This is a genomic window from Brevundimonas sp., from assembly GCF_023259385.1.
Lineage (GTDB): Bacteria > Pseudomonadota > Alphaproteobacteria > Caulobacterales > Caulobacteraceae > Brevundimonas.
On record NZ_JAHFPF010000134.1, the window covers coordinates 1 to 9427 of the forward strand.

Genomic DNA, 9427 nt, shown 5'->3' on the forward strand with positions numbered 1-9427 from the left:
CATCGCGGCCTTCACCCTGCTGATGGCCGGCGGCATCGGCATGGCGGTCATGGTGTTCTGGCTTCCTCATGTCTGACCGGGGCGGTCGGCGACGGTCAGCACCGAAACGGAGAGACGTCCCAATGTCTGAACGCATCCGCCGCCCCGCTCTGGCCCGCGCGCTCATTCCCTATCTGGGAGGCGCGCTTCTCATCGCCGGCGGCCTCACCGCCGCTCCCGTCAATGCGCAGGACATGTTTGGCGCGCTGGAAGCCCAAGGCGCGTTCACTTCCCAGCAGCAGTACGCCGCGAGCCTGCACGAGCAGTTCAGTCGCAGATACGACGCCGACGAGAGAAACTCCGGCGGGCCGCCGCCGCCGGGCCTGACACTGGAAGAGGCCAACGCTCTTGACGCGGCGATCCGGGAGAGGAACGCCGAGAGAGATGCGGAGTACCAGCGTTGGCTCGAGGGGAGTTGGCGGTTCTTCCAGAGTCGGGAACCGGCCGAACCAGGCGAATTCTGCGCCGCCATGTTCCAGGGTCCCCAAGGCATGATCGCGCTGAGCGGCGTCGACAAGAGCTGGGACGGCGCGTTGCTCATGTTCACCGGCGACGATATCCCCAAGCCGCGGCGCTTTGGCGAGGTGACGGTCAGGCTGACTCAGACGGGCGAACCGCCGGTGACGATCCGGGCTTACAATCGTGCCCGGGATTCCCGCATGAACACGCTCGGCACACTGGTCATCGCCGTGCCGGCCATGGACGCTGCGCTCGCGGGCATGGCCGACGAGCAGGAGTTCGCCTTGTCCATGGGCGGCAGGGAGGTATTCCGCATGTCGTGGAAGAATGGCCTGCAGGCCGCGGCGGAACTGCGGAACTGTCTGCGCGAGCGGTGATCTCGCCGGTTCATGCGCGGTGGTGAGCCGACCTGCCGGACAGTCGCCCGGACCTATTCGGGCGGGCAGTCGCGGATCGCGCGCTCCCAGCGGTCAATGCAGGCGCGCAGGCCCGGATCGCCCTCGACGATGTTCTCCTCGACGCCGCAGTACACCGTGCCGTCCGCATGCAGGCAGTAGTCGCCGGGCGCGGCCATGGCCGTGCTCGTCGACAGGGCCGAGGCCGCGAAGACGAACGCGGCGGCGGCGCAGCGGGTCGAAGCCTTACGAAGGAAACGCATCTGTCTTCTCCTGAAGTGTCAGTCTTCCGTGGGAAAGGGCGCAGCATTCCGCCGCCTGCGCAACCTCCGAGGGATTATGTTCCCCTCAAGATTGTGTGAAGTCCGTCACGACCCTATGCGGTCCGATTGACCGTGCCGGCCTCCGGGACCGTCTGGGCGTGCATCCACGCCCGGAAGACCGCCATGGCGGGGCTGTCGGGACGGGAGTTCAGCCGGGTCAGCCAGTAGCCGCCGAGGTGGACCTCGACGTCGAAGGGGCGGACCAGCCGCTCGGCGGACAGGTCGCGCGCGAACATGGCCGCGGGGGCCAGGGCCACGCCGAGGCCCGAGGCGGCGGCCGCCGTCATCAGCACCGAACTGTCGAAGACCGGGCCGCGCAGGGGCGGGCAGGGCGCGTGCGCCGCCTCGAACCAGCGGGTCCATTCGTCGGCGCGATAGGAGCGCAGCAGCGTCTCGCCGGCCAGCGACGCGGGCCCCTTCAGGCGCGCGGCGACCGAGGGCGCGCACAGCGGTGTCAGCGGCGCGCTCAGGATCGGCTCCGCATGGGTTCCGTGCCAGGCCCCGTCGCCGTAGCGGACGGCCAGGTCCAGCCCCTCGCCGGCTAGGTCGACGCGGTTGTTGTTGGTCATGATCCGCAGGTCGATGTGCGGGTGGGCGCGAGCGAAGGCGTCCATGCGCGGCAGCAGCCAGCCCCCGGCGAAGGCGCTGACCACGCCGACGGTCAGCACCTCCTGCAACCGTCCGCCGGCGTAGCGGTCCAGCGTCGCCCCCACCCGGTCGAAGGCGTCGGCCAGCACCGGCACCAGCGCCTGTCCCTCATCGGTCAGGGCCAGGCCGCGCGGCAGGCGGCGGAACAGGGTGACGCCCAGACGCCGTTCCAACTGGGCGACCTGATGGCTGACGGCGCCCTGGCTGACGCACAGCTCTATGGCGGCGCGGGTGAAGTTCAGGTGCCGGGCGGCCGCCTCGAAGGCGCGTAGGGCGTTCAGGGGAAGTTGGGCGCGGTCCATCGCTCAGGCATGAGGTCAGTTCATGCTTCTGTCCAGTTATGATGCTTTGTGCGGCGGAGGCGGGCTCCGCATCCTTGCCGGGTTCCCCCCATCAAGGAGTGAGTGATGAGACGCATTTCCGTCGTCCTGGCCGCAGGCCTTCTGGTCCTTGCCGCGGGCTGCGCCCAGGCTGAACCCCAGCAACCGCCGCCCGCGGCGCAGGCGCGTCCCGATCCCGCCCGCGATCCCCTGCTGCAACCGATCGCGCCGGAGTACGCCCGCCAATGGCTGGGCGTGGAGATCCCGACACGCATCTATGGCAATACCTTCTTTGTGGGCTTCGGTGGGCTGACCGTGGTCCTGATCTCGACGTCCGAGGGGCTGGTGCTGGTCGACGGCGCCCTGCCGCAGGCTGTTCCGGCCATAGAGGACAACATCCGCCGGCTCGGCTTCCGGATCGAGGATGTGAAGTACATCCTCAGCACCGAGCCGCACTACGATCACGCGGGCGGTCTGGCCGCCCTGGCCCGCGACACCGGGGCGACCGTGGTCGCCAGCCCGGCGGCGGCGGCCGTTCTCCGCCGGGGACGCAGCGGCGCCGACGACCCGCAGGCGGCGATCCTGGAGCCGATGCCGCCGGTCGAACGCATCCGGGTCCTGCGAGACGGCGAAATTCTGAATTTGGGCGATGTGGCCATCACGGCCCGCGCCACGCCGGGCCATACGCCGGGCAGCATGAGCTGGAGCTGGCGGTCCTGTGAGGCCGGAACGTGCAAGACGGTGGTGTTCGGCTCCAGCCTGAACCCCATCTCGGCGGACGGTTACCGCTTCACCGATCCCGCCAACCGGGCCTTGGTCGATGGCTTCCGCTCCACCTTCGCCAGCCTGCGCGCCATGCCCTGCGACATCCTTCTGACCGCCCACCCGGGACAGTCGGACGGCGACACGCACCTGGCGCAGTTGCGGCAGGGGGCGACGCCGAACCCCTTCATCGACCCGACCGCCTGCCGGGCCTACGCCGACAAGTACGAGGTCCTGCTGGAGCGGCGGCTGGAGCGTGAGCGGGCCCGCGTGAACTGATAGACGGGCAGGGCGCGAACCAAACGCCGGTTCGCGCCTTTCCTTGGCGGAGCCGCCCTATGTCCATCGATCCCGCCGTCTCGCGCCGCCGTCCGGGCTTCCGTCCGTGGATGGCGGTCGTCCCGCTTGCCGCCGTCGCCGTGGCGGCTGTGGGCGTGCTGGCCCTGCGCATGCCCTTGCCCGGCGCCGCGCCGGTCGGCGGCGGCCGCATGGCGGTCGAGGTCGTTGCGCCGGTCGAACGCGAGGTCCAGCCCGGCGGAACCATGGAGGTCGGCGACCTGGTCGACGGCTACACCCACGTCGCCATCCAGCCGCAGGCCGTGGGGGAGGATGTCTACGACCCCGGCCACCAGACCGCATGGGTCGAACCCCTGCCGCCCCTGCGCACGCCGGAGCCGACCGTGTGGGCGAGCGGCGAGGCGGTCGTGCAGCCGACCCAGGCCCAGCCGCAGGCGCAGGGCGGCCAGTTCGGCTTCGACACGCCCGGTCCCGACTATGCGGCGGAGCGCCGCGCGCGGCAGGAGCGGCTGGATCGCATCCAGGCCGAACAGGCCGCGCGGGGCAGGGCGGACGGGCCCGCAACCACGCCCGGACTGGACCGGGACAACGCCTTCTACTGACATCTTTGCAAGCGATGGCGTGAACTTGACCCGGCGTGATCTTGGCAGCCGCTGCCGGGAGGTCTAGGTCGGAAGCTCAACCGTCCCTAGGGAGAGACGCTCATGGTCGATCTGGCTCAAGTCACCGAACACATCCGCGGCGCCGTCGGCGATAATTCAGGTCTGGGCAAGACCGTGAAGATCGACCTCGGCGACGCCGGCAAGATCTTCATCGACGGCGCTTCGTCGCCGAACACCGTCACCAACGACGACAAGCCCGCCGACGCCACCGTGTCGATGAGCTGGGACGACTTCATCGCCCTGTCGGAAGGCAAGCTGGACGGCATGATGGCCTTCATGCAGGGCAAGCTGAAGATCGCCGGCGACATGATGATCGCCCAGAAGCTGCCGGCGCTGCTGAAGCGCTGAGTTTGAAGACCACGATCTGATTTTTTGCGGCGCGGTCCCTGAAGAGGGCCGCGCCGTTCTTGTACCGGAGGACGACCATGGATTTCCGTCACAGCGACAAGGGCCTGCACTGGCAGGAACGCGTGCAGCGCTTCATGGACGAGAAGGTCCTGCCCCGCTCGGCGGACTACTGGGCCGAGGTTCGGGCCGACCACACCGTCCAGCCCAGGACCATGGAAGAGATGAAGGCCCAGGCGAAGGACGCCGGCCTCTGGAACATGTTCCTGCCGGGCGACCACGGCGCCGGCCTGACCAACCTCGAATACGCCCCGCTGGCCGAGATCATGGGGCGCCACCTGTGGACGGCCGAGGTGTTCAACTGCAACGCCCCGGACACCGGCAACATGGAAGTGTTGCACATGTACGGGAACCCCGAGCAGCAGGCGAAGTGGCTCAAGCCGCTAATGGCCGGCGACATCCGCTCGGCCTTCCTGATGACCGAACCGGCGGTGGCCTCGTCCGACGCGACCAATATCGAGACCAGCATCGTCCGCGACGGCGACCACTACGTCATCAACGGCCGTAAATGGTGGTCGACCAACATGGGCCACCCGAACGTCGCCATCACCATCGTGATGGGCAAGACGGACACGGGCGCGGCCACCCACCAGCAGCAGTCGCAGATCCTGGTGCCGACCGACACGCCCGGCTTCCGCGTCGAGCGCATGCTGTCGGTGTTCGGCTATGACGAGCGCCCGATCGGCCACGCCGAAGTCGTGCTCGACAACGTCCGCGTTCCTGTCGAGAACCTGATCGCCGGCGAGGGCCGGGGCTTCGAAATCGCGCAAGGGCGCCTCGGGCCGGGCCGCATCCACCACTGCATGCGCACCATCGGCGCGGCCGAGCATGCGCTGGACCTGATGGTGGAACGCCTGCTGAGCCGCACGGCCTTCAAGAAGAAGATCGCCGAGCACTCGGTGTGGGAACAGCGCGTCGCCGACGCCCGCATCAACATCGAGATGTGCCGCCTGTCGGTGCTGAAGGCCGCGTGGATGATCGACCAGGCCGGCGCCAAGAACGCCAAGTCCGAGATCGCCCAGATCAAGGTCGCAGCGCCGCGCATGGCCCTGCAGATCATCGACGACGCCATCCAGGCCTTCGGCGGCGCCGGCGTGTCGGGGGACACCCCGCTGGCCGAGCTGTACGCCGGGGTCCGCACCCTGCGTCTGGCCGACGGTCCGGACGAGGTCCACAACCGCACCATCGCGCGGCTGGAGTACGCCAAGCACGGCGGCCGCGGCGGCTGACCGTCCGTTCACCCTTCCGCCCGGCGGCCAACAGGGCCATATGCCGGGCATGGCGATGAGAGGCGAACGCGGGGCCGGGCGACGGCAAGGTCCTGAAGCGAAGGCGGCCCAGGCCGGCGTGACCGCGCCGGTCGACGGCCCGCCGACCCTGCAGGCGCTGGGCGACCTGCTGCGTCTGGTCGGCCGCTCCAATGCCCCGCAGCTGAAACTGCGCCTGGTCGCGGCCATCGGCATGACCCTGGCCGGCAAGGGGTTGGGCGTGCTGGCGCCGCTGGTGCTGGGCGCGGCGGTCAACCATCTGGCGGCCGGGCAGGGGGCCGAGGTCGCCATCGGCCTGGGCTTCGCGGCCTTCGCGCTGGGCTGGGCTGCGGTCCGCCTGCTGTCGGCCATCGCGCCCAACGCCTCGGACGTGGTCTTCGCGCCGGTCCGCTCGGCGGCGCAGCGCACGGCGGCGACCGAGACCTTCGCCCATGCGCTGAGCCTGTCATTGGACTTCCACCAGACCAAGCGGTCCGGTTCGCTGTCGCGGACCATGGACCGCGGCTCCCGGGCCGTGGACTTCCTGCTGCGCATCCTCGCCTTCAACCTGGTTCCGACCGGCGTGGAGCTGGTGCTGGCGGCGGGGGTGCTGGCGGGCAAGTACGACTGGCGCTTCGGGGCCGTGGCGGTGGCCGTGGTGGCCATCTACGCCGTCTCGACCTTCGCCCTGTCCAACTGGCGGATCGAGCACCGCCGGATCATGAACGCCGCCGACACCCAGGCGGCGGGCGTCTCGGTCGACGCCCTGCTGAACTATGAGACGGTCAAGTCCTTCGGGGCCGAGGCGCGGGCGGCGCGCAGCTATGACGCCGCGCTGGGCGATTACACCCGGGCGGCGCTGAAGGCGAACAGCTCGCTGGCCCTGCTGAATGTCATCCAGGCGGTGATCATGAACGTCGGCCTTGGCGTCATGGCGGTCATGGCCGGGTTCGAGGCCGCGGCGGGCCGGATGGGGCCGGGCGACGTGACCGCGGCGGTGCTGATCATGATCAGTCTCTATGCGCCCCTGAACATCCTGGGCTTCGCCTATCGCGAAATCCGCCAGTCCTTCATCGACATGGAGGAGATGCTGAAGGTCACGCGCCAGACGCCGCAGGTGGCCGATGCGCCGGACGCCCGGCCCCTGACCCGCGCCACCGGCGTCAACGGCGCGGCCCTGACCTTCGAGCACGTCGGCTTCCGCCACGACGCCCGCGCCAGCGGGCTGGAGGACGTCAGCTTCCATGCCGAGCCGGGCACGACGACGGCGCTGGTCGGGCCCTCCGGCTCGGGCAAGTCCACGATCGTGAAGTTGGCCCTGCGCCTGCTGGACCCGCAGGAAGGGCAGGTGCTGATCGACGGCGTGGACGTGCGCGACGTGACCCAGGAGAGACTGCGCGCGGCCGTCGCCCTGGTGCCGCAGGACGTGGCCCTGTTCAACGACACCCTGCGCGCCAACATCGGCTTCGCCCGCCCTGACGCGGACGAGGCGGCCATCTGGGCGGCGGCGGAGGCGGCGGAGCTGGCGATGTTCATCGGCCAACTGCCGGACGGGATGGACACGGTCGTGGGCGAGCGCGGCCTGAAGCTGTCGGGCGGCGAACGCCAGCGCGTCGGCATCGCCCGCGCCCTGCTGGCCGATCCCTGCATCCTGATCCTGGACGAGGCCACCAGCGCGCTGGACAGCCGCACCGAGGCGGCGATCCAGAAGACCCTGCGCAAGGCCCGGACGGGGCGCACGACCCTGGTGGTCGCCCACCGCCTGTCGACCATCGCCGACGCCGACCAGATCCTGGTGCTCAAGGCCGGGCGGATCGTCGAGCGCGGCGCCCACCACCAGCTGGTGGCGCGTCAGGGCGGCGAGTATGCGGCCCTGTGGCGCAAGCAGACGCGCGGGGCGCGGACCGGCGTTCCGGTCTAGAGCGAAATCGGTTGAGTTGGACGCAGTCCAACTCGGCTCAGATTTCGCTCCAGTTTGATGCTGGACCATTTTTTGGATTCAGGTCGTTCCGACCTGAAGCAAAAATGGTCTAGGCGGCCGAGCCCAGCTTCCGGTCGACCATCTTGTCCAGGCTTTCACGCACCATCCGGCGGGCGTCGGCGTCGTCGGGCAGGGCCAGCAGCAGCTGCAGCGACTGGGCGTAGACGGGCAGGACGCGCCAGTCGAAGGGGCGCTCGGGCGTCACCGCGTCGATCAGGTCGCACAGGCCCAGGGCGACGGCGCGGATATCGTCCATGCCGAACGGGCCGACGCTGTCGATGACGCCGTTGGCCGCCCGGTAGGCGACGCCCAGCGCGGCGGTCGCCTGCTCCGGCGTCTCCGGCGGGACGATCGCGGCCAGTTCGGCGACCCTGTCGGCCACCTCGGCCGCGCAGCGCGGCTGCAGCGCGTCCAGATTGGCCTTGGCGTTGGCCAGGGCCGTGCCGACGCTGAAGCCGCCGGCCTCGTCGATGATCTTGGAGAGACGCGATCGGCGCCGGTTGTGGGTGATGACGGTCATTCGCCCTGCTCCGTGAGGGCGGCAGCGGCGGCCTTGTCGGCGGCGTGCCTTAGTTTGCGCAGAACGTCGGCCCGACGTTCCTCGCCCGGCGCATTGCCTTCCCGGAAGCGGCGGTCGGGGCCGAAATAGTCGCCGACCTCGAGGAAGGGCCGGGTGTCGCGGGCGACGAAGACGATCCGTTCCAGCAGGCCGGCGGCGCTGAACGGCTTGGTGATGACGAAGTTGGCGCCGCAGTCCCGCGCTTCGGTCACGCGCGAACGGCGCACGTGGGTGGCCGTCATGATCACCGGGGCGAAGGCGTTGGGATCCAGTCCCGAGCGGCGCAGCCAGCGGACCAGCTCATAGCCGTCCATGTCCGGCATCTCGGTATCGACGACCAGCAGGTCGACCGGATGGTCCTTCAGGATCTCAATGGCTTCGGCGGCGCTGTGGCAGGCGTAGCGGGTCTTGATGCCGAAGCCGAGCAGGGCGCTGGCCGTGATGTCCAGACCGAACGGCGAATCGTCGACGATCATGGTCACGGCGCCGGTCAGATTGATCACCGCGCTTTCGCGCAACCCCTCCAGCGCACTCATGCCGTACTCCACAATGGCGGGTGCGACTCAATCCCGCGAAGCGTGAGAATGCTTCGCAGCAGGCGGTGTTCAGAAGGTTAACGGCCAAGCCTAGCTGAGGCGACCGATCGCATAGAAGCGGTCCGCCCGGGCCTTGCGCAGCTGGTCGGGCGACAGGCCCGCCATGGCGTCCAGTTCCTCGATCAGCACATCGCCGACCGCCTGGATGGCGGCGTCGCGGTCCGAATGGGCGCCGCCGACCGGTTCGCCGATCACCCGGTCCACGATCTTCAGCTCCATCAGGTCCGGGGCGGTGATCTTCATGGCCATGGCCGCGTCCTTGGCCCGGGTCCCGTCGCGCCACAGGATGCCGGCTGCGCCTTCGGGCGAGATGACGGAGTAGATCGAGTGTTCCAGCATCAGCACGCGGCTGGCCGCGGCGATGGCGATGGCGCCGCCCGAACCGCCTTCACCGGTGATGGTGGCGATGGAGGGGACGCCCAGGGTCAGGCCGCGCTCGGTCGAGCGGGCGATGGCCTCGGCCTGGCCGCGCTCCTCGGCGCCGATGCCCGGATAGGCGCCGGCGGTGTCGACGAAGGTCAGCACCGGCAGGCCGTATTGCTCGGCCAGGTCCATCAGGCGGACCGCCTTGCGGTAGCCCTCGGGCCGGGCCATGCCGAAATTATGGGTGATGCGGGTCTGGGTGTCGTGACCCTTCTCGTGGCCCATGACCACGACCGGACGGCCGCGCAGGCGGGCCAGGCCGCCCAGGATGGCCTGGTCGTCGCCGAACTGCCGGTCGCCCTTCAGCTCGC

11 protein-coding genes are annotated in these 9427 nt (G+C 69.7%); 6 read left to right on the plus strand and 5 right to left on the minus strand.

Annotation, left to right across the window (positions count from 1 at the left end; translation table 11 throughout):
* Positions 1 to 122: 122 nt before the first annotated feature.
* Positions 123 to 875, plus strand: coding sequence for a hypothetical protein (locus tag Q0C81_RS11235; RefSeq protein WP_291837614.1), 753 nt, complete (start codon positions 123 to 125; stop codon positions 873 to 875).
* Positions 876 to 928: 53 nt separating this feature from the next.
* Here the strand turns inward: Q0C81_RS11235 and Q0C81_RS11240 are convergent, their stop codons facing one another.
* Positions 929 to 1156 carry a hypothetical protein gene (locus Q0C81_RS11240; RefSeq protein WP_291837617.1) on the minus strand — a complete coding sequence of 76 codons (228 nt, stop codon included), beginning with the start codon at positions 1154 to 1156 and terminating at the stop codon, positions 929 to 931.
* A 113-nt stretch (positions 1157 to 1269) separates the two neighbouring features.
* Positions 1270 to 2166: a LysR family transcriptional regulator gene (locus Q0C81_RS11245; protein ID WP_291837620.1), complete on the minus strand. Its 897-nt coding sequence runs from the start codon at positions 2164 to 2166 to the stop codon at positions 1270 to 1272.
* Between the two features lie 105 nt (positions 2167 to 2271).
* Between Q0C81_RS11245 and bla the strand changes: the two genes are divergently transcribed.
* From bla to Q0C81_RS11270, 5 genes are all read left to right on the plus strand, one after another.
* Positions 2272 to 3225, plus strand: coding sequence for a subclass B3 metallo-beta-lactamase (gene bla / locus Q0C81_RS11250; protein ID WP_291837623.1), 954 nt, complete (start codon positions 2272 to 2274; stop codon positions 3223 to 3225).
* A 59-nt stretch (positions 3226 to 3284) separates the two neighbouring features.
* A complete protein-coding gene (locus Q0C81_RS11255; protein ID WP_291837627.1) occupies positions 3285 to 3845 on the plus strand; it encodes a hypothetical protein in 561 nt (186 codons plus the stop codon).
* A gap of 102 nt (positions 3846 to 3947) precedes the next feature.
* Entirely contained in the window at positions 3948 to 4253 is a 306-nt protein-coding gene (locus Q0C81_RS11260) for an SCP2 sterol-binding domain-containing protein (RefSeq protein WP_291837630.1), read from the plus strand.
* A gap of 77 nt (positions 4254 to 4330) precedes the next feature.
* Positions 4331 to 5539 (plus strand): acyl-CoA dehydrogenase family protein, encoded by a 1209-nt coding sequence (locus tag Q0C81_RS11265; RefSeq protein WP_291837633.1) that lies wholly within the window; start codon positions 4331 to 4333, stop codon positions 5537 to 5539.
* A 55-nt stretch (positions 5540 to 5594) separates the two neighbouring features.
* Positions 5595 to 7478, plus strand: a complete 1884-nt coding sequence (locus tag Q0C81_RS11270) for an ABC transporter ATP-binding protein/permease (RefSeq protein ID WP_291837636.1) — start codon at positions 5595 to 5597, stop codon at positions 7476 to 7478.
* 109 nt (positions 7479 to 7587) lie between these two features.
* Here Q0C81_RS11270 and Q0C81_RS11275 read toward each other — a convergent pair whose 3' ends face one another.
* From Q0C81_RS11275 to Q0C81_RS11285, 3 genes are all read right to left on the minus strand, one after another.
* Entirely contained in the window at positions 7588 to 8058 is a 471-nt protein-coding gene (locus Q0C81_RS11275) for a chemotaxis protein CheE (RefSeq protein WP_291837638.1), read from the minus strand.
* Complete coding sequence (locus Q0C81_RS11280; RefSeq protein WP_291837640.1) at positions 8055 to 8633, minus strand: PleD family two-component system response regulator; 579 nt, start codon at positions 8631 to 8633, stop codon at positions 8055 to 8057. Before Q0C81_RS11280 ends, Q0C81_RS11275 begins: the two co-directional genes overlap by 4 nt.
* A 90-nt stretch (positions 8634 to 8723) precedes the next feature.
* Positions 8724 to 9427 (minus strand): acetyl-CoA carboxylase carboxyltransferase subunit alpha (locus tag Q0C81_RS11285; RefSeq protein WP_291837644.1); only part of this gene is annotated, 704 nt, incomplete at its 5' end.

What these genes read in the sequence shown, in the direction of transcription:
- Q0C81_RS11235 (WP_291837614.1), top strand. Translation starts at nt 123, where the DNA reads ATGTCTGAACGCATCCGCCGCCCCGCTCTGGCCCGCGCGCTCATTCCC.
- Q0C81_RS11240 (WP_291837617.1), bottom strand. Translation starts at nt 1,156, where the DNA reads ATGCGTTTCCTTCGTAAGGCTTCGACCCGCTGCGCCGCCGCCGCGTTC.
- Q0C81_RS11245 (WP_291837620.1), bottom strand. Translation starts at nt 2,166, where the DNA reads ATGGACCGCGCCCAACTTCCCCTGAACGCCCTACGCGCCTTCGAGGCG.
- bla (WP_291837623.1), top strand. Translation starts at nt 2,272, where the DNA reads ATGAGACGCATTTCCGTCGTCCTGGCCGCAGGCCTTCTGGTCCTTGCC.
- Q0C81_RS11255 (WP_291837627.1), top strand. Translation starts at nt 3,285, where the DNA reads ATGTCCATCGATCCCGCCGTCTCGCGCCGCCGTCCGGGCTTCCGTCCG.
- Q0C81_RS11260 (WP_291837630.1), top strand. Translation starts at nt 3,948, where the DNA reads ATGGTCGATCTGGCTCAAGTCACCGAACACATCCGCGGCGCCGTCGGC.
- Q0C81_RS11265 (WP_291837633.1), top strand. Translation starts at nt 4,331, where the DNA reads ATGGATTTCCGTCACAGCGACAAGGGCCTGCACTGGCAGGAACGCGTG.
- Q0C81_RS11270 (WP_291837636.1), top strand. Translation starts at nt 5,595, where the DNA reads ATGAGAGGCGAACGCGGGGCCGGGCGACGGCAAGGTCCTGAAGCGAAG.
- Q0C81_RS11275 (WP_291837638.1), bottom strand. Translation starts at nt 8,058, where the DNA reads ATGACCGTCATCACCCACAACCGGCGCCGATCGCGTCTCTCCAAGATC.
- Q0C81_RS11280 (WP_291837640.1), bottom strand. Translation starts at nt 8,633, where the DNA reads ATGAGTGCGCTGGAGGGGTTGCGCGAAAGCGCGGTGATCAATCTGACC.